Source organism: Caproiciproducens sp. NJN-50 (genome assembly GCF_004103755.1).
In the GTDB taxonomy this organism is placed as follows: Bacteria; Bacillota; Clostridia; order Oscillospirales; family Acutalibacteraceae; genus Caproicibacter.
This window is the reverse complement of record NZ_CP035283.1, coordinates 808,985-834,815: the sequence shown is the minus strand read 5'-3', so window position 1 is coordinate 834,815 and position 25,831 is coordinate 808,985. Positions and strand designations below refer to the sequence as shown.

Below are 25,831 nucleotides of genomic sequence, written 5' to 3'. Positions count from 1 at the left end.
AATGTCCTGTTTGATAAGCGGGTCCAGAAGGTCTTTGCAACTGAGTCATCGATATACACGATTTGACCTTTTCTTTTTTGTGTTAGCGCTGCGCTCGACGGAGAAAGATAGTCTGCAAGTTCCTGACGGTTGAACGGAATGCAAAAGCGGCTGCGCCCCGTCCTCTTGGCTTCAGCCGAGAGATATCTCCCATCATTCCAGAGAAAACGCGAAAATCCATTACATCAAAATATCGAGAGACATTTTAGCGGTTTCCTCCCCAATATGTAAATTTATAAAAAATAGCCATAAATTTTATCCTCTCTTTTATGTACAGCATCGCTCCTCATCCATCATTTTCCTGTAATGCTGATCTTGACCGAGGCATTCAAAGAGCAGCTTGAATACATCTTTGCACTGTTGCGCATCACCGGCGATTTCCACGAAGTGCATTCCGTCATTATAACCGAGGGACTGGGTGCTCAAATACGCAAGCATGGAATCGGCGAGGTGATATCTTGATCGGTCGGCCTTTTCATCCTCGGGGTTGTCCACCAAGCGGGGGAGGTTTTCCTTGAGGACGGTATCACGAAGCTCGTTACCATCGTACCCGCAAAGCTGGATGCAGTAATATTCCAATATTCTGCGGATAACGCTCAAGGTTGGTATTACAGTTGAAACTTCTCTGAACTCGCTCCACAGTGCCGCATATGAGTTTTGAACGGGCGTGTAATTCTCTCTTTCGGCGGTTTCGTTTTGCGCCGGGCGGGTGCATTCAATTACCGCAGAAATGTTATTTGTTTTGCTTATCAGGAAGAATGACACCGAATCATAATATCTGACCTGATTGTAGCTTATTTCTTTGAAAAAATAGGTGTTATGAGTTAGGACGAAAATCTGCCGAATAAACTCTCCGCCAACGCTTCCGTCTTCGGGATGTATGTAGTGGCGGCAAACTTGAATCATATCCCGCACCAAGGCGCTTATGATAAACAGCGAACCGCTGTCCATGCTTGATACCGGGTCATCGATGACTACGATTCTGTCTTTTCTTACGCCGCTGTCATCAAGGCTGCCGCGAACCAGATGGTAGAAATACAGGAACGCAATGAAGTTCAGTTCGCCCTCGCTCAGGTTTTCGGCAATGTCACCGTTCTGCCGACGCACCTCATAAACATTCGGATGACCATCCTTTTCGTGCAGCGTGAAGCCCTGAAAACCCGCATCGCGCAGGGTGTTGTTGACGCCCTTAATTGTCGGCTGGGTACTGACGGTATGACGGCTCAGTTCGGTTATATCATCTGCCAACTTATCTGAGGCATCTTTTGCCGTTGTGATTTCACCCTCAAACCGTGTGATTTCCCCGGAGAGAGCGACATTCCTTGCGTTGTAATCCGAAACCTCGCTGGCAAGCGTGAATGCAATTAGTTCCCATACCTCATCGGTGCAAGCCTTCTGCTTAGTCGGTCTGTCCGCGATGATGGCATTGTTGGCTTCAATCAGATTATTAAATTCTGCAATGAGCACATTGATTTCGTTACGGATAGTTTGGATGCCGTCAAGCGTAACCACGGAGGACGGCTCCTTTATTTTTTCGGAGATTTTCTTTATATTTCCTTCGACTATCCGCTTAAGCAACTCAACTTTCGTTTTGTATGCTTCCGTGTCTATCTTGGAATACAAGTCCATTTGAAGATTATTGTCTAAAACGGCAATGTTGGCGTTCATCTCTTCCGTGTAAACGGAGAGAAGCTGATTCAGTGAGGCTAAATCGGCCTGATATTGCTCGTCAAAGCACGATGCAATTTTTTCTTCAATGTCCGAAGGTAGCGGCTGCTGGCAATACGGGCATTTTCCATCCGGCGTATTCGGATAATGCTCATGACCTTGAGTGACCCACGATGCGGCATTCATTGCCTTAACGAATCTGGCAAATTCCGTATCGCTGCTGCTTGTGATGGGCTGTCCCAAGAGAGCAAAAGCATTGGAAAACTCGGCCAGTTTGCTTGGTTCGCCAATCAATCTGAATTTCGGATAAGAACGGCCGCCATCACTGTTCGCCGTGCTGTACAAATCTTCCAAGGCATTTATACTGTGTTCGACAGGAGTGATTTTTCTGACATTGAGAGCAAAAATCAGTCCTCTTGTCCAATGGGGGTAAGCACATGAGAGAAAAACAGATCGAGCAAAAGCTCGTGAGAGCTACAAAAAACATGGGAGGCATCGCGCCGAAGTTCACAAGCCCTGGCTTTGACGGAATGCCCGACCGCATCGTTCTTTTACCGGGCGGTCGCATCGCTTTCGTTGAAGTCAAGGCAACGGGATGTAAACCGAGACCTTTGCAGCTTGCAAGGCATGGAATGCTTCGTCGGTTGGGTTTTCAAGTATATGTGCTGGACGATGAGCAGCAGATTGGAGGGATTCTTAATGAAATACGAGCCACATAACTACCAAACCTACGCTACCCGCTACATCGAGGAGCACCCCATCTCCGCTATCCTCTTGGATATGGGGCTTGGCAAAACGAGCATTACACTGACGGCACTGAACGACCTGCTGTTTGACAGCTTCGCGGCACACCGCATTCTGGTGATTGCGCCGCTTCGAGTGGCACGGGACACATGGACGGCTGAAGCGGATAAGTGGGATCACCTTCAGAACCTCATCTGCTCCGTGGCGGTCGGCACCGAAACGGAGCGCCGTGCGGCGCTGATGAAGCCCGCCGATATCTACATCATTAACCGTGAAAATGTCCAGTGGTTGATTGAGGACAGCAAGCTACCGTTTGACTTCGACACCGTTGTGGTTGACGAGCTGTCCTCCTTCAAGAATTACCAGGCAAAGCGCTTCCGGGCGCTGATGAAAGTACGGCCCAAAGTCAAACGCATCATCGGCCTTACTGGGACCCCTTCCGCAAATGGCCTCATGGATTTATGGGCAGAGTTCCGGCTGCTGGATATGGGCGCTCGGCTCGGACGGTTTATCAGCCACTACCGGCTTGACTATTTCCAGCCGGACAAGCGCAACGGGCAAGTCATCTTCAGTTACAAGCCGCTACCCGGAGCAGAACAGCGGATCTATGACAAGATAAGCGACATCACCATCTCCATGAAGTCTTCCGACCTTCTGAAAATGCCGGAGCTGATCAGCAGCGAATTCACCGTCCGGCTCTCCGACGAGGAGCGACAGCGTTACGACGGTTTGAAGCAAGATCTCGTGCTGCAGCTTCCCGATGGCGAGATCACCGCCGCCAACGCAGCCGCGCTCTCCGGAAAGCTCTGCCAGATGGCAAACGGCGCTATCTACACAGACGACGGCGGCATCATCAATCTTCATGACCGGAAGCTGGATGCACTGGAGGATATCATCGAGGCCGCCGGTGGCAAGCCGATTCTTGTAGCCTACTGGTTCAAGCATGACCTTGCCCGCATCACGGAGCGCCTACAAAAGCTCCATGTCCCGTTTTCCAAGCTGGACAGCACCGACAGTATCCGTAGGTGGAACACTGGAGAGCTTCCCGTGGCGCTGATTCACCCTGCCTCTGCCGGTCATGGCCTGAACCTTCAAAACGGAGGGTCCTGCATCGTCTGGTTCGGGCTGACCTGGTCATTGGAATTATATCAGCAGACTAACGCCCGCTTGTGGCGGCAAGGACAAACGGCTTCTACGGTTGTTGTGCAGCACATCGTTACCAAAGGCACCATCGACGAGCGGATTCTGAAAGTGCTATCCAAGAAGGACAAAACACAGTCCGCATTAATTGATGCAGTAAAAGCGGACTTGAAAATCTAAGACAATCTTTGACAACATACGACAATCCGTGCCAATCCGATCCGAGGGAACTAAAAATATCGGAGGTACAGATTATGAATCCTTATGAAGAATTGGCAAATGCCATCGTACTGCAGGCGGTCAAAGACTATCGGCTGCATGACGATGAAAAAGAGCTTGCCAGCATCGAGCGCTTCTTCCGTTCCGGCTGGTTTGGCGTCCTGACGAATATCGATCCGGAAATGCTTATCGCCAAGCTGAGAAAGGAAAAGGTGCGCTATGAATACTAAAACCTACCTTTCTCAAGCGCGTTATCTGGATATGCGTATCAAATCTAAGCTCCAGCAGGTTGATTCTCTGAACGAGCTGGCAACGAACTGCACATCCGTCCTGACAGGTATGCCCAGGAACCCCAGTGCTTCTACCTCTCGTATGGCTGATGCCATTTGTAAGATTGTCGACCTGCAAAACGAAATCAACCGCGATATTGACACGCTTGTTGACCTCAAAAAAGAAATCATGGGTGTTGTAAAAGCTGTGGCCAACCCGGAGCATCAGACCCTTTTGGAGAAACGCTACCTTTGCTTCCTCTCTTGGGAGAAGATTGCTGTGGACATGGGTTACGACCTACGCTACACTCACAAGCTCCACATTCGGGCGCTGGAGGAATGCAAAGTCCCTGCTTCTTCTGAAGTGGACACGAAAAGACACTGAAAGACACCTGTTTCTTATGATAGTATTATAATGGCGAAGAAGAATAGAGATGAGCCTTCAGGGAGCAATCCTTGGGGGCTTTTCTTATGCCCAAAGGAGGTGCCCCATGCCATACAAACCCAAACGTCCCTGTGCCTACCCCGGCTGCGGTCGGCTTGCTGAATGCGAGCAATACTGTGCCGAACATCAAAAGGTTGTCACAAAACAATACAACCAGTACGAACGCGACCCTGCTTCCAACAAGCGATACGGTCGTGCATGGAAGCGTATCCGTGACCGCTACATTAAAGCGCACCCACTGTGCGAGGAGTGCCAAAAGCAAGGTAAGCTCACGCCTGCCGAGGAGGTACACCACATCCTCCCGCTCTCCAAGGGTGGAGGCAATGAGAAGAGTAACCTCATGGCTCTCTGCAAATCCTGTCACTCCCGAATCACAGCCGAGAGCGGTGACCGGTGGTGAGTTGTTATTTGTCTTCTTTCTTATAAAAGGAAATATTTTGATTTCTATCACACACAGCTAAAAATACGTCTTCGTAAGAACGGATCCCATGCTGATTTAATTGTTTTGAAAGCCAATTAAGATCAAAACCGATTTGTTGCAGGTTTTTCTGAATTATCCTCCCGTCCATAATTACTTCTGCAAATAAGGTTTCTTGTTTCGGATTTAATTGAAAATCCTCCGGTATTGTCGGACGGCGTGAGCTTATAGGTAAAATAGTCAATTTACCGTTGTATTCAAACAATGCCGTCTGAATACTGCTTAGATCAAAATACCCTTGCTCCCGGCACATTACTAGAAATTCATTGACGTCTAACTTCACTTTCTTGAGGCTCTCTCGGTTCAGTTTCCCGTTATCCATGATTATTACAGACGTTCCATTGAGGTATTTGCGGGTTCGTGGAAACTTTCTTGCTATAACACTGAGCAAGAGCGTGACCATTGCGTATATTATCATAGCCAAAAGAGGTTTCCAGGGCTCTTCCAAATCTGTCGCAAGCTCCGCGGCTATTGATCCAATGGTAATGCCGGTAATATAATCAAAAAAGTCAAGCTGTGAGATTTGCTTGTGCCCCATCAGCTTGGTCAAGATAAAGAGTGACAAATAAGAAAAGATGCTTGTTGCGCATATTACAATAAAATTCATAATTCTCCTAATCGTGAGTTTTCTCTAGTTATTGTTAATAGTATGTGCAATTGAATGCAATAAATACAGAAAGCACAAACGCACAAGACATCCCAGGGGGTAATCAAATCTCTACAACTAATTTTTACGGACAGCGGCGTGGGGCTTCGTGTTGAAAAACGCACAATCAGACAAGGGAATAGACCCAGCCCAAAAGGAGTGTGATGAATATGGCGAAAGACGGCACCAACAGAGGTGGCGCTCGTGTCGGTGCGGGTGCAAAAAAGAAACCACTCGCCGACAAAATATCAGCCGGTAACCCCGGCGGCAGAAAATTGACTGTGATGGAGTTTTCAGATACGGCGGACTTGCAGGGTCAGACGATGCCCGAGCCTAACAAGATGCTTGAAGCTGTGCAGAAGGACGGCAAGACGCTCGTCGCAAGTGAAATATATAAATCCACATGGGTATGGCTGAACGAGCGGGGCTGCTCGACGCTTGTCTCTCCGCAGCTTCTGGAACGCTATGCCATGAGCGTGGCCCGATGGATTCAATGTGAGGAGGCCGTGACAGAGTACGGGTTTTTAGCAAAGCACCCTACCACCGGCAACGCTATCCAAAGCCCCTATGTGGCGATGGGCCAGAACTATATGAACCAGACCAACCGCCTGTGGATGGAAATATTTCAGATCGTAAAGGAAAACTGCACCGGCGAATACAACGGAGCCAATCCGCAGGACGATGTGATGGAGCGGCTTCTCTCCGCTCGGAAAGGAAAATAAACTATGATTACTTATAAAACAGCAGAAAGCGTCTGTGCCGGACACCCGGATAAACTGTGCGATCTCATTGCCGACAGCATCCTTGATGCCTGTCTGCGCAAAGACAAGTCCTCCCGTGTTGCCTGCGAAGTCATGGCGACAAAAGGAAAAATCATCGTTGCGGGCGAGATCACCTGCGACGGCAAAGTTGACATCCGCTTGGAGGTGCGTGAAGTCCTCCGCAAGGTCGGCTACAATCCGTGGAAGTTTACGATTTTTGTATTCGTCCATAAACAGAGCAAGGATATCGACGCCGGAGTGACCACCGCTCTTGAAGCCCGAAACGGCAGTGAGGAACGCTATGCTTCCATGGGTGCCGGCGACCAAGGCACGGTTTACGGTTATGCAACCAATGAAACCCGTGAGATGCTTCCACTCCCGCTGGTGCTGGCGCACCGCATCGTCAAGCGTGTGGATACCGTCCGCAAGGATAAAATCGTGAAAGGTATTCTGCCGGACGGCAAAGCGCAGGTCACGGTTGAATATGAGGGCGGCAAGCCCAAGCGCATAAAGACTATCGTGGTTTCCGTTCAGCACGACAAGGATAAAACACAGGAGCAGCTTTACTCCGACATCAAGCAAAACGTGCTCTGGCAGTGCTTTGAGGACTTTCCCTTTGACGATGACACCGAAATCCTTATCAATCCCTCCGGCAGATTTGTCGAGGGCGGTCCCGCCGCCGACACAGGCTTGACGGGCAGAAAGATGATGGTGGACACCTACGGAGGGCTTGCTCTTCACGGCGGCGGAGCGTTTTCCGGCAAAGACCCCACAAAGGTGGACCGCAGCGGCGCTTACATGGCACGGTACATCGCAAAAAATATCGTATGGAGCGACTTGGCTGAGAGATGCGAGGTCGCTCTTTCTTATGCCATCAGCAAGGCCGATCCTGTGGCAGTAGACATCGACGCTTTTGGTACGAACGCCCTCACCAATGATGAACTGCGTGAAATCGTGCTGTCTGTGTTCAATCTGCGCCCGGCGGCAATCATCGAAAAGCTACGACTGCGCAATGTCATCTATAAGGACACGGCGGCCTACGGACACTTCAATTCCTGTCTATTCCCGTGGGAGGACGGCAGTGAGCATTACAAAGAACTGAGAAAGGCGGCGGAGAAATATGTTGATAGAAAAAATTCAGATTGAGCGGCTCATCCCCGCCGACTATAACCCCAGAAAAGACCTCAAGCCGGGTGACCCAGAATATGAAAAGCTGAAACGCTCCATCGAGCAGTTCGGTTATGTTGAACCCGTTATATGGAATAAGACCACAAGCCATGTCGTCGGCGGCCACCAGCGGTTGAAAGTATTACTCGGCATGGGCATTACCGAAGTCGAGTGTGTGGTCGTTGAGATGGACGCCGAAAAGGAAAAGGCGCTCAATGTTGCGCTCAATAAAATATCCGGTGACTGGGACAAAGACAAGCTGGCTCTACTCATTGCGGATTTGCAGGGTGCGGACTTCGATGTTTCACTCACGGGCTTCGACCCCGGAGAGATTGACGACCTGTTCAAGGACAGCTTAAAAGATGGTATCCACGACGATGATTTTGATGTGGACGCAGAACTACAAAAGCCCACCATGACCAAGCCGAGCGATGTGTGGCTGCTCGGTCGACATCGGCTGGTCTGCGGTAATTCCACCAAAGCCGGCACCTTTACCGCTCTGATGGATGGGAAGCTCGCCAATCTGGTGGTGACCGACCCGCCATACAACGTCAATTATGAAGGTGCCGCAGGTAAAATCAAAAACGATAACATGGGCAACCAAGCGTTCTATGACTTCCTGCTTGCGGCGTTTACGAACACCGAAGCGGCGATGGCGCAGGACGCTTCCATTTATGTGTTTCATGCCGACACCGAAGGTTTGAATTTCAGAAAGGCATTCTCGGACGTAGGTTTTCAGCTTTCCGGGTGCTGCATCTGGAAAAAGCCGTCGCTGGTGCTTGGGCGCTCCCCATACCAGTGGCAGCACGAGCCTGTGTTGTTCGGCTGGAAGAAAAAAGGTAAGCACAACTGGTACACAGACCGCAAGCAGACCACCATTTGGGAGTTCGAAAAGTCAAAGAAAAACGCTGACCATCCGACCATGAAGCCGATTGCGTTGCTGGCATATCCGATCATGAATAGCAGTCTAACAAACTGCATCGTGCTCGACCCTTTCGGCGGCAGCGGTTCTACACTCATCGCCTGTGAGCAATCCGACAGGATTTGTTTCACTATTGAGCTTGATGAAAAATACTGCGATGTCATTGTAAAGCGGTATATCGAGCAAGTCGCCAGCGCCGATGCCGTCTCTGTTATCCGTGACGGTGTCACGATGAAATATACGGAGGTGGCTGTCGATGAGTAAACTCACGATCAGCCCTCTTTCCGATGAAAGCTAGCTACCTTTGCGCCAAAGATACTCATCAAAAGGACAAGGGAGCCAAGGTCTACCATCGGAGAGGATATAAGAAATGAAAAAGTTACTCCCAAAGGCAGACCTGCAGATGTAAAACCTATGAAAAGCGGTATTGATGAACATGAACAGAACGGTGTCACCGTCCCGAGCAGCGCCGCCGCCGAGTTCGCCCCAATCCCATGAAAACGACCCAATATCTTCTTGCTTCGCTCAGGAGGAAAATAGCTCTGAATATAGCTAATAATAAAAATTAGGAAGCATAAAAGAAGTACAATCTTTATAACGTCATAAATAAAAAATTGAATGCTCCCAATCCAGCGGTTGTTTAGGTCCAGTCCCAAGGCCGATAAACCGTTGCCGATGATACTATTCAACCACTTCATTCCAAGTATTTGGCCTTGAAAGAAATCCCAGATTGCTTTTAATAGCTGCACACCAATGAACCTCACTTTCAAAATAGGACAATCATATCAATAAATTTTGATGTATTGTGCCTGTTAAAAGCCATCCTTCAGATGGCTTTTATCTTTCGCAACAATTACCTTCTTCTCTAACCAAGTCCGGCGTTGTCAGTTTCTTTAATAGAGCACAGGCATTAGCACTGCCTTTTTCACTAATTTTGTAATGCGTCCATTTGCCTTCCTGCCGACTCTCCACAATGCCTGACTCAACCAGAATTTTCATGTGGTAGGAAAGCCCCGATTGTCCCAAGTCCAGCTGCTCCAACAAAACGCAGGCGCATTTTTCGCCGCCGCGCAGAAGCCCGAGTATCCTCAGACGTTTTTCATCGCAAAATGCTTTGAACACCTTTGCGTGTTCCTCATAAGCCGCTACCAATTCTTCACCTCATATCAAGAATATTCGATATATCATTATTATATGCGTCAAATCAAGCTTTGTCAATGTGTTTGAAAACATTTTCATTCGATGGTGAATTGCGAGCTTTACTTCTCTCGGGTAGGACAATCGTAAATAAGAAAGGCAGAGAAATCCGGAAAGGGTATTGCAAAAGAAACATCCATCTTGAGAAAAAATAACCTATGCCGTAGCACAGAAGAATTGCCATGAAACGGAATCAAAAGCACGCAATGCGCATTGGATTACACTCCTTGACACAGCCGGTTTACCGAGACGGTAAGACTATGCTTCAAATTTAAGGTCGGAAGTGAGATTGTAAAACAACAACCGTTATCATAACAAATTTTTATAAGCGCTTGACAAACATGCATCTCCAGCATATAATATACAGAATCTCTTTGCACTGCATTACATTCAGCATGAATGCGAGATCAACAGTACAAACTGAGCAGGCGATGCCCGCAAGGGTGTGGGGCCGGGTCGCCCAATGAGCGGCAACAGATTGCAATTTGAGCACATCTGTGGGACAGTAGTATGTTCCATAGGCGTGCTTTTTTATACCCCCAATGGAACACATGACCCCGAAATGGAGTGCCATAGAGCTATCAAACGATTGCCGAAAGGCTAAAACGGAGGTAACTTTTATGACAGACAAAAAGCAAAACATGGCTGGCTTAACTGCCACCGAAGCAAAACGATTGCAGGAGCAATATGGTAAAAACGAATTGACCACACAGAAGAAAGAGAGCTTTTTCAAAAAACTTCTGCATATTATCTGTGAACCAATGTTTTTACTGCTCATTGTCGCCGCAACCATTTATTTTATTCTGGGAGAGCCCAGAGATGGTGCAATTATGCTGGTTTTTGTGGTGGGCATAATCAGCATTGATGTAATTCAAGAATGGAAAACCGATAAAACCTTAAATGCCCTGAAAGATTTATCTGCCCCGCATATCACTGTTATTCGTAATGGAAAGGAGCGGACTATTGCTAGTGCCGACCTTGTGCCCGGTGACTTAATGATGATTTATGAGGGCGTCAAGATCCCGGCAGATGGAGTTGTAATAAAATGTAACGACCTGTGTGTCGATGAATCTTCGTTGACCGGCGAAGCGGAAGGTGTGTGGAAAATCAACACTGAGAGTGCAGAGTCAACAAGCGACTATTGGCGGCGTGATTATTGTTATGCCGGCACGCTGGTTACACAGGGCACAGCAACGGTACTGGTAGATAAAATTGGCAACACCACTGAGTATGGAAAAATCGGAGTCAATGTTGCATCCGCACCGGAGGAACCCACACCCCTACAAAAGCAAACCGGAAGTCTTGTTAAACTATGCGCAGGAATTGCTGCAGTCTTGTTTGCCCTTGTGGGAATATTCACATGGCTGAATATTCCTGACCACAGCTTTGGCGACAGGCTGATTGAGAGCATTTTGTCGGGCATAACCCTTGCCATGGCAATGATTCCAGAAGAGTTTCCTGTCATCCTCACGGTATTTTTATCAATGGGAGCTTGGCGGCTTGCCAAAAAGCAGTCACTGGTGCGCAAGCTGCCTTCAGTGGAAACGCTTGGCGCCGTATCTGTGCTATGCGTAGATAAAACAGGTACCATCACGATGAATCAGATGACCGTGCAGGATACGTGGGCTACTGATGGCAACACCAAAGCACTTTGTGAAGTAATGGGTATGGGCTGTGAGACCGATGCCTATGACCCCATGGAAAAGGCAATGCTCAAGCATTGTAAAATCCTTGGGTTTTCAAATGAATATCTTTTTGGCGGAGAGATGATTCGCGAATATGCCTTCACAAATGAGTTGAAAATGATGGGACATATTTGGCGCAGGGATGACGGAATAACTATTGCAGCAAAAGGTTCTCCTGAACGTATTTTGGCCATTTGTGAGCTTACAAATTTAGAGAAGCAAGTAGCAGAACAGAAGATCACCGAAATGTCAAAGCAAGGCTTGCGTGTAATTGCAGTTGCCACTGCAAAACCACAAAGTGAAGCTGAAGTTCCTGCTCAGATTACAGACTGCCGTTTAACACTCTGCGGACTGATCGGGCTTGCCGATCCACCTCGTGAAAGTGTAAAAGCAGATATTGCCGTTTGCAACAAGGCCGGTATTCGTGTTGTTATGATTACAGGAGATAATGGCATCACCGCTGCATCCATCGCAAAGAAAATCGGTATGCAAAACAGCGACCATATCATTACTGGCGATATGCTAAACGAAATGACCGATGAAGAACTGCGTGAAAAAGTGAAGGATGTCAGCATTTTTTCTCGTGTCATTCCTGAACATAAAATGCGTATTGTAAAAGCATTAAAAGATAACGGTGAAATTGTCGCGATGACCGGTGATGGCGTGAACGATGCACCCGCTCTCAAATATGCCGATATTGGCATTGCAATGGGTAAACGCGGCAGCGAAGTTTCCCGTGAAGCAGCAGACCTTATTTTAATGGACGACAATTTTACTACTATTGTAGAAACGGTAAAAGACGGTCGCCGTATTTATGATAACATTCGCAAAGCTGTAGGCTATGTATTCACTATTCACATTCCCATTGCCTTTGCCTCCTTACTTGCACCAATCCTTGGCATTGCCCCTTCAGCACTGCTTTTACTTCCTCTCCACGTTGTTTTGCTCGAGCTACTCATTGACCCTACCTGCTCGATTGTACTGGAGCGTCAGCCTGCCGAAGCAGACATTATGGAGCGCAGCCCTCGAAATCCAAAAGAAAAACTGTTGACCGCAAAAACTCTAGCCAAAAGCATTTTGCAGGGACTTATCATTTTTGCGGCCTCTTTTGGAACGTATTACGTAATCCTCGATGGAAATGTTGATAATGCACCAGTTGCCCGGGCAATGGGGCTTGCAATTATCATGCTGTCCAACTTGTTTCTTGTACAAGTCAATAGTTCTGATCACGATTTTGCTTTTCAGTCGATAAAGCGCCTTGTGAAAGACAAAGTGATGTGGGCAGTTAACCTTGGTACACTGGCTATGCTTGGCATTGTTTTGTATTCGCCACTCAATGGCTTATTAAAGTTGGCGCCACTTTCTGCTTCTCTGTTATTAAAGGCTGTTATTATTGCAGTTATCGCAGTGTTTTGGTACGAGGTTGTAAAGTTGGGGAAGAAACTGCGCAAGGGGTAAAAAAGTGGATGGTATCAAAATAAAGTGTTTCCTAAGCTGATGCAGTGAAATATTGGTAAGCCCGCTATTTTCGAAGGCGATAATCCCGCAATGAGCAATTATTAATCACATCATACAGCAAACACTAAATGTACAGGGGTGTGTTCACTCGACAAATGGAAAACGCACAAAACAAACGGAAACAAGTCAAAAATGCACACACCTCAAACGGAAGTCCGGGGGTGGGTGCATTTTGTATCAAACTCGTGTCCTTTGCCAAACTAGACAAACCTATTTTTAACGATAGTTAAAAGTGGGTTTGTCTTTTTTATGCCAGATTTTAAGATACGCCGTATATAACACCGCGCACCAGACCAGGTCCAGACGCTTCCGAACTCAGGTGCCTTAAGCGAGCAGAATATTTTCGCGATTCCATTGACAAAAAAGTTAGAAAGCGTATAATTAAACATGTTTAATACGCGTTTAATAAAGGATGAAAATCTGTGGAAGAAAACAAAAAAGAGGCTCTGCTGAATGCGACCGTGGAGCTTCTGAAAAAGTCCGATCGGCCGGAGGCAATCACGTCACGTCAAATAGCTGCCTGTGCCGGCGTGAACACCGCCATGATTAATTACTACTTTAGGTCCAAGAAAGACTTGGAATCCCAGGCCGTTGAAAAAATTCTTGACGAGGCGGCAAAAATCTTTCAAATGCCTCCCAATCCATCCGACCCACCCAAAGAACGGCTGCGGCAAATCCTCAAACAAATCTGCCGGGTCGTTTTGAAATACCAGCGATACACCAAAATCTACGTGCCCCACCTTCTGCTGGAGGATGAGATCAGCCTGCCCCTGTATGTGTTTCCCGAAATCCGGGAGCATTTCGGGAATCGCCGGAGTGACATGGAATGCCGCGTCATCGCCTACGAAATGATCTCCTTTTTGCAGCTGGCATTTTACCGCTCTGATGCATTCCTGCGCTACGTAGGCATGAACCTGTCGGACGAAAACGCATCCAATTGGCTGATTGACTGGGAACTGGAACTCTTTTTGCCGGAGGTAAAGAAATCGTGAATCTGACGGAATATCTCAACATCTCTATCGACAGGATTTTTCGGCAGGCCCTGCGTTGTTCCCTTACCAATGCAAGGGAAAGCAGTTTTCTGATTCGGGCCATGATATTACAAGGAAAAGCCGCCGAAAGACGCCTTCAGTCGGAACGGGAGGGCGACCCGATTCCCCCTTTTTTGATTGCAAGCATTGCGACCCGATGCAATTTACATTGCGCAGGGTGTTACGCCCGGGCGAACCACGTCTGTGCAGATGCGGCGGCAGCCGAGGAGCTGAGTGCGGCGCGGTGGGGGGAGCTCTTCGCGGAGGCCGAAACGCTTGGCGTATCTTTCATTCTGCTGGCGGGCGGGGAACCTCTGGAAAGGCCCGAGGTTCTCGACAAGGCGGCGAAGACGCGCGGATTGATTTTTCCCGTTTTCACGAACGGGACGCTGTTCACCGAGAAAGCGCTCGGGCAATTTGACCGCAATCGGAATCTGTATCCGATTGTCAGTATCGAGGGCGATCGCCTTCAGACAGACAGCAGGCGCGGGGAAGGGACCTTCCGGCTGATCGCGCGGGCGATGGATGAGATGAAACGCCGCGGCATCTTTTACGGTGTCTCCATCACGGTAACCAAAGAGAACCTGCCTGCCGTGACAAACGAAGGGTTTATTGCGGGACTTCGGGAAAAAGGATGCAATGTGGTTGTGTTTGTGGAATATGTGCCTGTCGATGGCAACAGGGGGCTGGAACCCGGGGAAGAAGAACACAGGGTCCTGGCCGAACGCCAGGAGACGCTTCGCATGCGCTTTACGGATATCATGTTTATTTCCTTCCCCGGCGACGAAAAACAAATGGGAGGATGTCTGGCCGCCGGGCGGGGTTTCTTCCATATCAACCCTTTCGGCGGGGCGGAGCCATGCCCGTTCTCGCCGTATACCGATACAAATCTCAAAGTCGGAAGCATCAGGCAGGCGCTCGACTCCGCACTGTTCCAGAGAATCCGACAAAGCGGCATCCAAACGGAAGGACACACCGGCGGCTGTGTCCTGTTTGACAAGCGGACAGCGGTTGAAAGTATGCTGCCCCTATGATATGAAAAACCGCAATCCCAAAGCAGTTAAGGGGCACATTCCTTTTGCCTGCATCTTTTATAACCGAACTTCCCAAAAAGCCGCATGAGCACTAAGCTTTGCGGTTTTTCTCGTCAGTGTCATAGATGTTATATAATTTCTAAAAATTGCACGTTGATGCGTTGTACTGCTTCTTCTATCGCTACTCATCCATTTAACAAAGATCATGCCTGAGATTGCTCCGGCAATACCCGTGGCAAGCCTTTTGTCGAGGCTTTCAAGCTGTTTGTCCTGCCGCCCGATCCATTGCATCCAGACGGACCGTGGTCTTTGTTTATTGCTATTCAGATTGATTTGCGACATGGAATCCATAATGATTGCGTTAAAGCTGCGTCAGACAGCCGCATGAATGCTGAAAGTTCGGTATTTATGCGGCTTTTTTATGCTTTTCAATTAAATCATTTTGACAATAACTAAATAACCATGAAAAATATAATATTTTAGGAACTTCTAATTCTGCCGAAAGACGGAAGGGCTCATCCCGAAGCTTTTTTTAAAACTTGTGGCGAAATATTTGGAATTTCCGTATCCGCACAATCTGCTGATTTCACCGATCGGGATTTCCGTATTCTTCAGCATGTTCTTTGCCATTTCCATTTTGGTCTTTGTTACAAATTCATTAAAACCGACGCCGATCTGTTTCTTGAATAGAAAACTGATATAGGCAGGCGTGTAAGAAAAATGACTTGCTACGGAGTTAAGATTGATGTCGTCGAAAGCACTGTCCCTGATATATTGGATCATGCACTGAATCAATTTATTGTTCGGACCATCAGAGCTTGATTTATTTATTAATGCCCTGACCTGGGTGAGATAACTTTCCATCCCATGCTTCATCTGAATGAAACTCCAATAATTACAGAAAGGGGTTGGCTCAGGCAGATCCTGGTCCGCGCCGGCACCATATTTTCCAAACTGTTCCCGTACGGTTTCCATCAAGTTCCGGTAGCTCTTTTCGACGGCATTCACCGACTGAATAGAAGGTGTTCTGCGAATGATAGGATCGAACAGATGAATAATTTCCACCGGGTCCAGATCATCCGGACTGAGCAGAGTCGTTTCAAAATGGAGAGAATCGTCTTCCGCGGAACTTTCTTTCGCATATCGCTGAATGCTGTTTCCCAGCTGATAAAGCTTGCAATTTGCAGCCTCACAGGCATGGCAAAACGATTTGTACAACCGATTAGAGCCAAACTGAATATCGCCGATTCCGGCAAAAACATCAATCTTCAGATAGATTTCTATCAAATGAAAAGCTTTTGAAATGGCGGAAACGATGGAATTCAGCATCGTTTCCTGATTGCACTCCTCAAAAACAAGGACAATCTGGCCGTTGGAATAGGTTTCTATCGTCGCGTTTCGCAAAAGGTTTTCCCGGCCCAAAATTTCTTCAATAATATTTATGATTGCAAGATCGATATAATCGAGATTGCCCTTGTCGATCTTGTATTGAATCACGCAGCACAACGAGAATCCGCGATCCAATGAGAATTCGTAGGTTTCGATATTGTTAATATCATGGATCTTTTTTTCATCATTGCAATTCAGCAAATCAATCAAAAGTTTTTTCCTGATCGCTTTGATCGTTTTGACGTTGGTCCGGGTGTTTACAAACTCGTCATGCATCGCGGCTTTCTTTTTCATTATTTCATCGATGCAGGATTTAATTAAACGAACGAACTGTTTTTTTTGGATCGGTTTCAGAACATATTCCTTTACCCCGCATTTTATTGCCTGTTTCGCATATTCAAATTCACTGTAGCCTGAGATGATGATGAAAGTCGGAGAATACCCGAACCCCTTAACCTTTTCAATAAATTTTAATCCGCTGCAGAACGGCATACGGATATCGCTGACAATAATCTCTGGGTACTGTTCCCTGCAGATCTTCAGGGCCTCCAGACCGTTTTCCGCTTCCAGATACGTGACATCGGTTTTAATCGCTTTCGTTAAAATCGAAATGAGGCCTTTTCGGATGAGTTCTTCATCATCAGCTATTAAAATCGTAATCATAATCAATCAACCTTTTCTTCAAGAATAATTATGATTGTAATCTGCGTGCCGCGGCCTAATTCCGAGCTGATCGTGAGCTTGCTCCCTTCCTTACATAAAAGCTCGATCCGTTGCCTGACGTTTGCGATCCCGATAGAATGCCGGGATTTCCGGTTCCCGATATTCGGTTGATCGCCGTTCAGGAATTCGTTGATCTGCGCAAGCCTGCAGGGCTCGATTCCTATTCCGTTGTCGATAATTTTAATAATCAGCCGATTTTCGTTTCCCACAGCCTTCACCAGAATGTTCCAGGGAGGGTTCATGTCCGAAAAAGCGTGGCTGAAACAATTTTCCACGAGCGGCTGAAGGATGAATTTGGGAACTAAATTTTCCATGCAGCCCGGCTCGCATTCTATTTCATATTGGAATTTATTTCGAAACCGCATTCTCATAATCTGAATGTAATTGCGGACATTTTGCATTTCTTCCTTAAGCGGAACACTTTTCGATTCCCAGTTCAGGCTGTAGTGCAGCAGGCTTCCCAAGATCTGAATGCTGTTCGCCATCTGGTAATTGGAATCGATCTCGCACTTCATTCTCATACTGTCCAAAGTGTTATATAGAAAATGGGGATTAATCTGTACCTGCAGCGCGTAAAGTTCAGCCTCCTTCTGTGCCTTTTCCCTTTCGATCATGGACTGAATCGTCGTTTGCAGGGTTTTCGCCATATGGTTAAAGCTTTCCGCAATTGAGGAAATTTCTTTAAAGCCGCAGGTTTCAATCCGCACGTCAAATTTTCCGGATTCGATTTGTGAAATCATTTTCATCATATCTTTCAGCCTGCGAAACATGATATGCGCGGTCAGGCTCGTCAGCAAAATAATGCAGATCAGGCAGATGACGGCGATCAGTACAAGCGCTAATTTTATGCCTTTTGAGGTTGAATAAACCTCCTTTTCGTTTATGACAACCACGCGCATCAGGCCGGTTTCGGCATCTCTATCATAAGCGACCATGTAATTCGTATGATTCAGGACCTCATTGCTGAGGCCGGAGTTACCCGGAAAAGACAGAGAGCTGCAGTCTTTGGGGTCAATTTTATTGTTGGAATATAAGAGCTTATTTTTATCGTTAAACAGCATATAGGTGATCGACGGATTTTCCGTGGCAAGTGACTCGATATCAATTAGCCTTTTCAGCGAAATATCCAATTCCACCATTCCTATGAATTCGCCGGTGCTGATATTGTAAATCTTATTGTAAACAGGAAGCACCTGTTCTTTTTCATTTTCCAGATTTGGGTACTTTGCCAGGTTCCCGTATGCATTGTCGTAAATCCGGATATTCCCGTAAATAATATCGCCGCTATTGTCCGTAATCTCATGGTAATAATCCGTTTTATACAGGGATTCCAAGGGGTAGGACCACCCGCCGATCTGCGAAATCTGTTTGTTTTTCGAATAAATAAGGATACTGCTGAATTTATTCGGATACATGTTATGAATATTTAACAATTCGACTTGAATGCTGTTTATATAATGGTTCTTTTCACGGTTGCTCAGAAGATTGCCCGGGTCGAGATAATAGGTGAATTCCTGGCTGAAGTTCAGATCCTTGAACGTGTAATTCGCGATGTTAATGTTTGCAGACATATTGGAACTCATTTTTTTCAGATACTGTTTCAGGTTTTTCTGAGATTCCTCCAAAATGGAATTCTGAATAATGTGAAAATAGGAAATTGTGATGGCGATAGAGGGAATCAGCGTAATCAAAGAAAAGACGACCGTCACCTGCCACACAATACTTCTTTTTCGGAAACCTTCCCAAAAATGTTTCACCATAAATCTCTATCACTTTCATTGCTTTGTATTTTCTTCACCTTAATACTAAATACGCAATCATTGGTTCGGATAGGCAATTATAGAAAAAGTACATGAAAAATCATACCGTTTTTAAAAAAATTAAACCTATTTTTACAAATCATTTCAAGTATAATAAAAACTGAAAGAAGCGCATCCCGCTTGCGGAAATATGCTGCGTGAAAATAATAGAAGGAGAGGTGCCTATTCGTGAGCCTGCTGGAGATGAAAAACATCAAAAAAAGTTTTAACGGCGTAAGCGTTCTGGAGGGTGTAAACCTGGTCCTGGAAAAAGGTTCCGTTCATGCACTGATGGGAGAAAACGGCGCCGGAAAATCAACGCTCATGAATATTTTATGTGGCATACATAAATGCGACGAGGGAGAAATTACGGTACACGGCAGCCGGGTGGAGATCAGCTCTCCTTTTGAAGCACAGAACAGCGGAATCGCAATGATCCATCAGGAGCTGTCGCCAATACCGGAATTGACCGTGGCGGAAAATATCTTTTTCGGCCGGGAATATTGCAGGAATCACTTTCTGGACTACGACAGAATGTTTTCAGAAACAAAAGAGATACTAAACGGCCTTCATATCCATATCGACCCAAAATCAAAGATGAAAAAATTGAAAGTCGCCGATCAGCAGCTGATCGAAATTGCGAAGGTCGTCTCTCGGAATGCAGAAATCATCGTGATGGACGAACCCACTTCCGCCATTACGGATAAGGATGCGGAAAACCTGTTTGAGATCATAGAAAACCTGAAAAAGGATGGAAAAGGCATTATCTATATCTCACATAAGATCGACGAGGTCATTAAAATTTCGGACACGGTTACAGTGCTGAGAGACGGCGTCTTTGTGAACACATGGAAAACCGCTGATATTACGGCGGATGTCTTGATTACCAGCATGGTCGGCAGAAAGCTGGACGATTACTACCCCAAAATGCCGGTACCCATCGGCGACAAGATTCTGGAAGTCAAGAACCTTTCTCTGGAAAATCAGTTTTCTGATATCAGCTTCGAGGTAAAAGCAGGGGAAATTCTGGGAATTGCGGGGCTGGTCGGCGCGGGAAGAACCGAAGTGATGAAGGCGCTGTTCGGTATCACGCCCGCGGATACGGGGGAAATCATTCTGAACGGCAAACGCATCCATCCGCACAAACCGATCGACGCGATCAAGTGCGGACTTGCCTACGTAACGGAAGACCGAAAGGGCGAAGGAATCATTCCGCAGATGAGCGTCCTGCAGAACATTTCGCTCGCTTCCATGAAAATGTTCACCAGCCGCGGGTTCGTCAACCGGAAACGCGAGGCGGAAACCATCGATAAACAAATCGAGTCGTTAAGGATTAAGACCTCCTCTCCGAAGCAAAAGGTACTCTCCCTTTCCGGCGGCAATCAGCAGAAAGTCGTGCTGGCAAAATGGTTGATTAAAGCGCCGAAGCTTTTGATTCTGGATGAACCCACGAGAGGAATCGACGTCGGAGCAAAAACGGAAATCTACAAACTGATGGGCGATTTCGTCTCGAAGGGCAATGCAATCATCATGGTGTCTTCCGAAATGCCGGAGGTTATGGGGATGTCGGACCGGATTATGGTGTTCAGCAACCGCACGCTCGCAGGCGAATTGATACGCGGTGAATTCAATCAGGAATCGATCATGCGCCTTGCCGTATCTAAGCTGTAATATTTTTCGAAACGGGGTAATGAATCAAATGGAAAGGTTACAAAAAAGGCGCAGTTTGACTATGCAGTATTACCTGATGAACTTTGCGACATTGATCGGCCTGCTGACGCTTATTCTGATTTTCGGCGTCATCAAGCCGAAGTTCTTGGACATCGACAATGTCTTCAACATCATGCGTCAGGCTTCTATCAACGGGCTGCTTGCCCTGGGAATGACCTTCGTCGTTTTAACGGCCGGCATTGATCTTTCGGTGGGCTCCATTCTGGGCGCCTCCGGTATTTTTGCCGCTTTGGTCGCCCAGAACCACGCGCTTCCGTGGTTTGTTCCCGTGCTGGTGGGGCTCGGGATCGGGCTTCTCCTCGGCAGTATCAACGGCATTGTCATCTCGTTCTTGAACGTCCCCGCGTTTGTTGCGACGCTCGGCATGCTGAGCGTCGCAAGAGGCATCACCTATCTGGCCAGCGACGCACAGCCGGTTCCGGGGCTGGGAGACGACTTTCTGCAGATTGGCGGAGGGAACGTCGGCATCGTTCCGATCCCGGTTTTTATCGTGGCGGCGGCGTTTCTCATCTGCTACCTCCTTCTGTACCGGATAAAGTACGGCAGGTACGTATTCGGCGTGGGCGGCAATATCAGTGCGGCGAAAGTCTCCGGCATTAACGTGAGGTATATTATCTGGTCCGTATATATGCTCTCAGGGGTTTTGGCCGGGCTTGCCGGTGTGGTCCTGACATCGCGCGTATCGTCCGGACTCGCACAGGCCGGCCAGAACTATGAAACGGACGCCATTGCGGCGGTCGTAATGGGCGGCACAAGCCTTTCGGGCGGCAAGGGCAGGCTTTGGGGGACCATTGTCGGCGTGATGGTCATCGCGGTCCTGAATAACGGGCTGGATATGCTGGCGGTCTCCTCCTACTGGCAGCTGATTATCAAAGGTATTATCATCGTTGCCGCCGTTATCGTGGACAGCGTCAACAGTTCTAAAGAATAAAGCCGATTGCCGGCTTTACGCATTACAAATTTATAAGGAGTGAGTTATTTGAAAAGGGTAAACAAACTACTGGCGCTCATCCTGACGGGGACAATGGCCCTGACAACGGCGGCCTGTTCTTCCGGCACTTCATCCAGCGCACCCGCGGCCTCAGGCGCATCCGCCGCCAATTCGGCAGCGGAAACTTCCAACGCCACAGGCAATAAAAAGATTGTCGTTGGTATGACACTGTACAGCCTCAAGAACGAATTCACGGTCCGTCTTTCAAATGCAGCCAAAAAAGAAGCGGAAAAATTGGGCGTCGAACTGAAAATCTACGACGGCAACTACGACCCGAACACCCAGATCAACCAGGTGGAAACCATGATTTCCGACGGAGTGGACGCGATTATCCTCAATCCGCAGGATGCAAAGGCCTGTGCGGTCTGCGTCGATAAGGCGGTGGCGAAAAACATACCGGTCATCGGCGTCAACACCCGTGTCGACAGCGACAAGCTCACCAGCTACGTCGGCTCAAAAGACGAATACGCCGGCCAGCTTGAGATGCAGGCAATCGCGGACAAGATCGGCGGAAAAGGTAATATCGTCGTCCTCGACGGACCCCTCGGGCAGTCCGCTCAGCTCGAGCGCAGCAAAGGGATTAAAGACATTCTGGGAAAATACCCGGATATCAAAATCCTCGCGGAAAAAACCGCGAACTGGTCCCGTTCGGAAGCGATGACGGTTATGGAGAACTGGCTGCAGTCCTTCGATAAGATCGACGCGATTGTCGGTGAAAACGACGAGATGGCCCTAGGCGCGATGCAAGCAGTTAAATCCAAGGACAAGACGATCCCCTGCATCGGCGTCGACGGGATTACGGACGGATTGAAAGCGGTACAAAGCGGAACCCTGATCGCAACGATCTTCCAGGACGGCGCCGGGCAGGGTACCAAGGCATTGGATGTGGCCGTTCAGAAGGTGAAGGGCGAAACCGTTGAGAAGGAATACTGGATCGACTTTGAAAAAGTGACCCAGGACAATGTCGCCGATTACTTTAAGAGAACACAGTGAGATATCTTCCTGAACAATAGCGGGAATTCGAAATCATATCCAATGCATCACAGCGGCCGTAACTGCAGGCTGTTCCCTGCAGCTACCCGCGCTGCGGTGCAATCTGATCAATGGAGGTATTACCATGCTGAAATACAGCGGAGCGGATGTCAATTATTCTCTGGAGGGCCAGACGGCCGTCATTACCGGCGGAGCGGCAGGAATCGGGAACGCGACCGCGCAGTTTCTGGCAAAAAAAGGCGTGAACTGCGTTCTGGCGGACCTGAATCCGGATGTGAATGAAATTGCCGAAAAAACAGGCAGAAACTGCATCGGCATTGCCGGAGACATTACGGACGCGAAGTACCGGGCGGCCGTTGTTGCAAAGGCAGTCACGGAATTCGGCGCAATCGATATTCTGGTCAACTGTGCCGGAATCGTCGCGCTGGAAAAGGCGGAAACCCTCAGTGATGATTACTGGGAAAAGACCATCAGCATCAACCTTTCGGCATCCTTCAAAATGGCACAGGCCGTCGGAAAATACCTGATTGATGCGAAACGGCCCGGCTCGATCGTGAACATGGCCTCACAGGCCGGCGTCATCGCCCTTGACAAACACGTTGCCTATGCCGCAAGCAAGGGCGGCATCATTGCCATGACAAAAGTACTGGCATACGAATGGGGCAAATACGGTATCCGCGTCAACGCCGTCTCTCCCACGGTCGTCATGACGGCCCTCGGCAAAAAGGCCTGGGAAGGTCCGGTCGGCGATGCGCTGAAAAAAGAAATGCCCTCCGGCCGTTTCGCCGAAACAGACGAGATTGCGGGGGTCATCGCGTTTCTTTGCAGCGGCGCGGCCGGAATGATAACCGGCCACAACCTGTTGGTTGACGGCGGCTACACGATTAAGTAACAAAGAGGGATCACTATGCAGCGAATTTTAAACAATCCCGACGATATTGTAAACGAAGAACTGGAAGGGTTTCTGAAAGCGCATGCGGATCTGATCGCGGGGACGGAGAATCGGAGGGCGATCCGGTATGCGGGATTTACGGGCGGCCGGGTCGGCGTCGTGACGGGCGGAGGCTCCGGGCACGATCCCGCGTTCATCGGCTACTGCGGAAAAAACATGGTCGACGCGGTGGCGGTCGGGGAAATCTGCTCTTCGCCGACGGCGGTCGCGTTTCTGGACGCCTTCCGCGCGGCGGATGGAAAGAAAGGCGTCGCCTGCCTGTACGGCAATTATTCGGGAGACAACATGAACGTCAAAATGGCCGTCAGAATGGCGAAGAAGGAGGGCCTTGAGGTCAAAACGGTCGTGGCGAACGACGACGTGGCCTCGGCTCCAAAGGATCAGAGGGAAAAACGGCGCGGCGTTGCGGGCGAGATTTTCATGTGGAAGGCCGGGGGAGCGAAAGCGGCGACCGGGGCGTCGCTGGAGGAAGTCATCGCGGCCGCGCAGAAGGCGATCGACAACACCAGAAGCGTTGGGATCGGGCTGACCCCCTGCACGCTTCCCGCCGTCGGGCACCCCAATTTCACGATTGAAGACGGGACCATGGAAGTCGGCATCGGCCACCACGGCGAGCCCGGAATCGAAGTCTGCAAACTGGAAACGGCCTCGCAGATGGCGAAACGCATGACGGGAGTCGTTCTGCCGGATTATCCGTTCACAGCCGGCGACGAAGTGGCGGTTCTGGTCTCCGGCCTCGGCGCCACCCCGGTCATGGAGCTTTACGTCCTGTACGGCGAGATTGAAAAAATCCTGAACGCCGAGGGGCTGAAGGTCCACCGCGCGTATGTCGGCAACTACTTTACCTCCATGGAGATGATGGGTGCGACGCTGTCGGTGATGAAGCTGGACGACGAATTAAAAACGCTGATGGATCTGCCAGTCAATACCGTGGGCCTGAAGCAGTTTTAACCCAAAAACTTTTGGCGCGCACGATTCCCTCCGGCCGCGGGCGGAAGAAGGCGGCAGGCAGGGAATCCATCGGCTGGCGTTAAGGGAGGAAAAACATGTCAACCTTTCAAAATGCGGAGGGGAAAAGCATTCTTCTCGGGATGGTCAAGGCGATTCAGGAAAATAAAAAGTATCTCGGCGACATCGACGGCCTGATTGGGGACGGCGATCACGGAATGAATATGAATAAAGGCTTTACCCTGTTCGGTCAGCGGATCGCGGACCGTGACATTTCTTTTGCGGAGGGCCTGGACGAACTGAGTACGGTTCTGATGACGGAGATCGGCGGGTCCATGGGGCCGATTTACGGCACGATTTTTGCGGGTATGGCGGAAAGGGGCCGGGATCTGACGGAGATTTCCCTCCGTGATTTTTCCGGAATGGTCGAAGAGGGTCTCTCCGGGCTGCGGGAAATCGTTCAGGCGCAGGTCGGGGATAAGACGCTGGTGGATACCCTCGGCCCCGCGGGCGATTCCCTGAAAAAATCCGCCCAGGAGGGCGAGGAGTTCAAAGCGGCCCTTGAAAAAATGAAAACAGCCGCGGAGGACGGGATGAATTCCACCAAAAATCTGGTCGCCCGGTTCGGCCGTTCCAGTCGGCTGGGCGAACGCTCCCGGGGCGTTCTGGACGCGGGCGCGGTATCCTGCTGTATTCTTTTGAAAGCGATGGCGGACGGAATCGAGGCGCTGTTATGAAGCTGATCGTTGGAAGCGACGAAGCCGCGTATGACTTCAAGGAAAAGATCAAGGAGTACCTGATTTCGGAAGGCTATGAAATCGTGGATAAAGGGACTTATGACGGCCGGCCGGTCCTGTACCCGGACATTGCCGTAAAAGTCGCCCAGGCCGTCGCGGACGGCGAAGCGGACCGGGGCATCCTGATGTGCGGCACGGGGATCGGGATGTCGATCTCCGCCAACAAGGTGCCGGGGATCCGCGCGGCGGTGTGCCACGACTGCTATTCGGCGGAGCGGGCAAGAAAGAGCAACAACGCGCAGATCCTATGCATGGGCGCGCGCGTCATCGGTCTGGAGCTCGCCAAGCAGCTTGCCGACATCTGGCTGGCTTCTGATTTCTCCGGGGGCCGCTCCCAGCCTAAGGTTGACCGCATCAGCTACTATGACGATCTGTACAAAAAGCAAAACTGAAAATTCTTATTCCGACCATTTTCCGGGAAACCGGATTGGAATACGACAAGTATCGTGCAAAATCAATTCCCCGGCCAGCCGGGTTCCTCCGGCAATACCGGGGAATTTTTCAATCGGATAGAAAGGAATCTCCCCGTCCGGTGTCCGCCGGAC

The 25,831-nt window shown here is 48.9% G+C and carries 23 protein-coding genes, 1 pseudogene and 1 riboswitch; of the genes and pseudogenes, 18 read left to right on the top strand and 6 right to left on the bottom strand.

The window, feature by feature from the left end:
- Positions 1-306 precede the first annotated feature (306 nt).
- Positions 307-2,061 (bottom strand): AAA family ATPase, encoded by a 1,755-nt coding sequence (locus EQM14_RS04025; protein WP_164918958.1) that lies wholly within the window; start codon positions 2,059-2,061, stop codon positions 307-309.
- An 83-nt stretch (positions 2,062-2,144) separates the two neighbouring features.
- Here EQM14_RS04025 and EQM14_RS16510 point away from each other — a divergent pair, with 83 nt between their 5' ends.
- From EQM14_RS16510 to EQM14_RS04005, 5 genes are all read left to right on the top strand, one after another.
- Positions 2,145-2,426 carry a VRR-NUC domain-containing protein gene (locus tag EQM14_RS16510; RefSeq protein ID WP_205703200.1) on the top strand — a complete coding sequence of 94 codons (282 nt, stop codon included), beginning with the start codon at positions 2,145-2,147 and terminating at the stop codon, positions 2,424-2,426.
- Positions 2,407-3,771, top strand: a complete 1,365-nt coding sequence (locus EQM14_RS04020) for a DEAD/DEAH box helicase (RefSeq protein WP_243112612.1) — start codon at positions 2,407-2,409, stop codon at positions 3,769-3,771. Before EQM14_RS16510 ends, EQM14_RS04020 begins: the two co-directional genes overlap by 20 nt.
- 74 nt (positions 3,772-3,845) lie before the next feature.
- Positions 3,846-4,040, top strand: coding sequence for a hypothetical protein (locus tag EQM14_RS04015; protein WP_128741742.1), 195 nt, complete (start codon positions 3,846-3,848; stop codon positions 4,038-4,040).
- Positions 4,030-4,464, top strand: coding sequence for a hypothetical protein (locus tag EQM14_RS04010; protein ID WP_128741741.1), 435 nt, complete (start codon positions 4,030-4,032; stop codon positions 4,462-4,464). Before EQM14_RS04015 ends, EQM14_RS04010 begins: the two co-directional genes overlap by 11 nt.
- Positions 4,465-4,570: 106 nt before the next feature.
- Positions 4,571-4,924 (top strand): HNH endonuclease, encoded by a 354-nt coding sequence (locus EQM14_RS04005; RefSeq protein WP_128741740.1) that lies wholly within the window; start codon positions 4,571-4,573, stop codon positions 4,922-4,924.
- 4 nt (positions 4,925-4,928) lie between these two features.
- On the opposite strand, the gene EQM14_RS04000 is transcribed toward EQM14_RS04005, so the two are convergent.
- Positions 4,929-5,609 carry a YetF domain-containing protein gene (locus tag EQM14_RS04000; RefSeq protein ID WP_128741739.1) on the bottom strand — a complete coding sequence of 227 codons (681 nt, stop codon included), beginning with the start codon at positions 5,607-5,609 and terminating at the stop codon, positions 4,929-4,931.
- Positions 5,610-5,818: 209 nt separating this feature from the next.
- On the opposite strand from EQM14_RS04000, the gene EQM14_RS03995 reads away from it, so the two are divergent.
- The 3 genes from EQM14_RS03995 to EQM14_RS03985 are packed head-to-tail and all read left to right on the top strand — an operon-like array spanning position 5,819 to position 8,762.
- Positions 5,819-6,370 (top strand): P27 family phage terminase small subunit, encoded by a 552-nt coding sequence (locus EQM14_RS03995; RefSeq protein WP_128741738.1) that lies wholly within the window; start codon positions 5,819-5,821, stop codon positions 6,368-6,370.
- Between the two features lie 3 nt (positions 6,371-6,373).
- Positions 6,374-7,555: a methionine adenosyltransferase gene (gene metK / locus EQM14_RS03990; protein WP_128741737.1), complete on the top strand. Its 1,182-nt coding sequence runs from the start codon at positions 6,374-6,376 to the stop codon at positions 7,553-7,555.
- Positions 7,530-8,762, top strand: a complete 1,233-nt coding sequence (locus tag EQM14_RS03985; protein WP_128741736.1) for a site-specific DNA-methyltransferase — start codon at positions 7,530-7,532, stop codon at positions 8,760-8,762. Before metK ends, EQM14_RS03985 begins: the two co-directional genes overlap by 26 nt.
- Positions 8,763-8,794: 32 nt before the next feature.
- Here the strand turns inward: EQM14_RS03985 and EQM14_RS03980 are convergent.
- Both EQM14_RS03980 and EQM14_RS03975 read right to left on the bottom strand, forming a co-directional pair.
- Positions 8,795-9,247: pseudogene (locus EQM14_RS03980) on the bottom strand (permease); the annotation flags it as partial.
- An 88-nt stretch (positions 9,248-9,335) separates the two neighbouring features.
- Entirely contained in the window at positions 9,336-9,650 is a 315-nt protein-coding gene (locus EQM14_RS03975; protein WP_128741735.1) for an ArsR/SmtB family transcription factor, read from the bottom strand.
- A gap of 455 nt (positions 9,651-10,105) precedes the next feature.
- A riboswitch (NiCo riboswitch) is annotated at positions 10,106-10,203 on the top strand.
- Positions 10,204-10,315: 112 nt separating this feature from the next.
- Between EQM14_RS03975 and EQM14_RS03970 the strand changes: the two genes are divergently transcribed.
- The 3 genes from EQM14_RS03970 (at position 10,316) to EQM14_RS03960 (ending at position 14,963) form a co-directional block, all read left to right on the top strand.
- Entirely contained in the window at positions 10,316-12,838 is a 2,523-nt protein-coding gene (locus EQM14_RS03970) for a cation-translocating P-type ATPase (RefSeq protein WP_128741734.1), read from the top strand.
- A gap of 482 nt (positions 12,839-13,320) precedes the next feature.
- Entirely contained in the window at positions 13,321-13,890 is a 570-nt protein-coding gene (locus EQM14_RS03965) for a TetR/AcrR family transcriptional regulator (protein WP_128741733.1), read from the top strand.
- The gene (locus tag EQM14_RS03960; RefSeq protein ID WP_128741732.1) at positions 13,887-14,963 is read left to right on the top strand and encodes a radical SAM/SPASM domain-containing protein; all 1,077 of its coding nucleotides are present in this window, start codon (positions 13,887-13,889) and stop codon (positions 14,961-14,963) included. The genes EQM14_RS03965 and EQM14_RS03960 overlap by 4 nt, the downstream gene beginning before the upstream one ends.
- A gap of 489 nt (positions 14,964-15,452) precedes the next feature.
- Here the strand turns inward: EQM14_RS03960 and EQM14_RS03955 are convergent, their stop codons facing one another.
- Positions 15,453-17,015, bottom strand: coding sequence for a response regulator transcription factor (locus EQM14_RS03955; protein ID WP_128741731.1), 1,563 nt, complete (start codon positions 17,013-17,015; stop codon positions 15,453-15,455).
- A gap of 2 nt (positions 17,016-17,017) precedes the next feature.
- The gene (locus EQM14_RS03950; RefSeq protein ID WP_128741730.1) at positions 17,018-18,835 is read right to left on the bottom strand and encodes a sensor histidine kinase; all 1,818 of its coding nucleotides are present in this window, start codon (positions 18,833-18,835) and stop codon (positions 17,018-17,020) included.
- A gap of 228 nt (positions 18,836-19,063) precedes the next feature.
- Between EQM14_RS03950 and EQM14_RS03945 the strand changes: the two genes are divergently transcribed.
- The 7 genes from EQM14_RS03945 to rpiB all read left to right on the top strand — a co-directional run bounded on the left by EQM14_RS03945 (position 19,064) and on the right by rpiB (position 25,678).
- Positions 19,064-20,545 carry a sugar ABC transporter ATP-binding protein gene (locus EQM14_RS03945; RefSeq protein WP_128741729.1) on the top strand — a complete coding sequence of 494 codons (1,482 nt, stop codon included), beginning with the start codon at positions 19,064-19,066 and terminating at the stop codon, positions 20,543-20,545.
- Between the two features lie 61 nt (positions 20,546-20,606).
- A complete protein-coding gene (locus tag EQM14_RS03940; protein ID WP_243112744.1) occupies positions 20,607-21,536 on the top strand; it encodes an ABC transporter permease in 930 nt (309 codons plus the stop codon).
- Between the two features lie 48 nt (positions 21,537-21,584).
- Entirely contained in the window at positions 21,585-22,589 is a 1,005-nt protein-coding gene (locus tag EQM14_RS03935; RefSeq protein WP_128741727.1) for a substrate-binding domain-containing protein, read from the top strand.
- A gap of 124 nt (positions 22,590-22,713) precedes the next feature.
- Positions 22,714-23,481, top strand: coding sequence for a GolD/DthD family dehydrogenase (locus EQM14_RS03930; RefSeq protein WP_128741726.1), 768 nt, complete (start codon positions 22,714-22,716; stop codon positions 23,479-23,481).
- Between the two features lie 15 nt (positions 23,482-23,496).
- A complete protein-coding gene (locus EQM14_RS03925) occupies positions 23,497-24,492 on the top strand; it encodes a dihydroxyacetone kinase subunit DhaK (RefSeq protein ID WP_128741725.1) in 996 nt (331 codons plus the stop codon).
- Positions 24,493-24,587: 95 nt separating this feature from the next.
- Positions 24,588-25,226: a dihydroxyacetone kinase subunit DhaL gene (gene dhaL / locus EQM14_RS03920; RefSeq protein WP_128741724.1), complete on the top strand. Its 639-nt coding sequence runs from the start codon at positions 24,588-24,590 to the stop codon at positions 25,224-25,226.
- On the top strand, positions 25,223-25,678 hold the full coding sequence (gene rpiB, locus EQM14_RS03915; protein ID WP_128741723.1) for a ribose 5-phosphate isomerase B: 456 nt from the start codon (positions 25,223-25,225) through the stop codon (positions 25,676-25,678). Before dhaL ends, rpiB begins: the two co-directional genes overlap by 4 nt.
- Positions 25,679-25,831 lie beyond the last annotated feature (153 nt).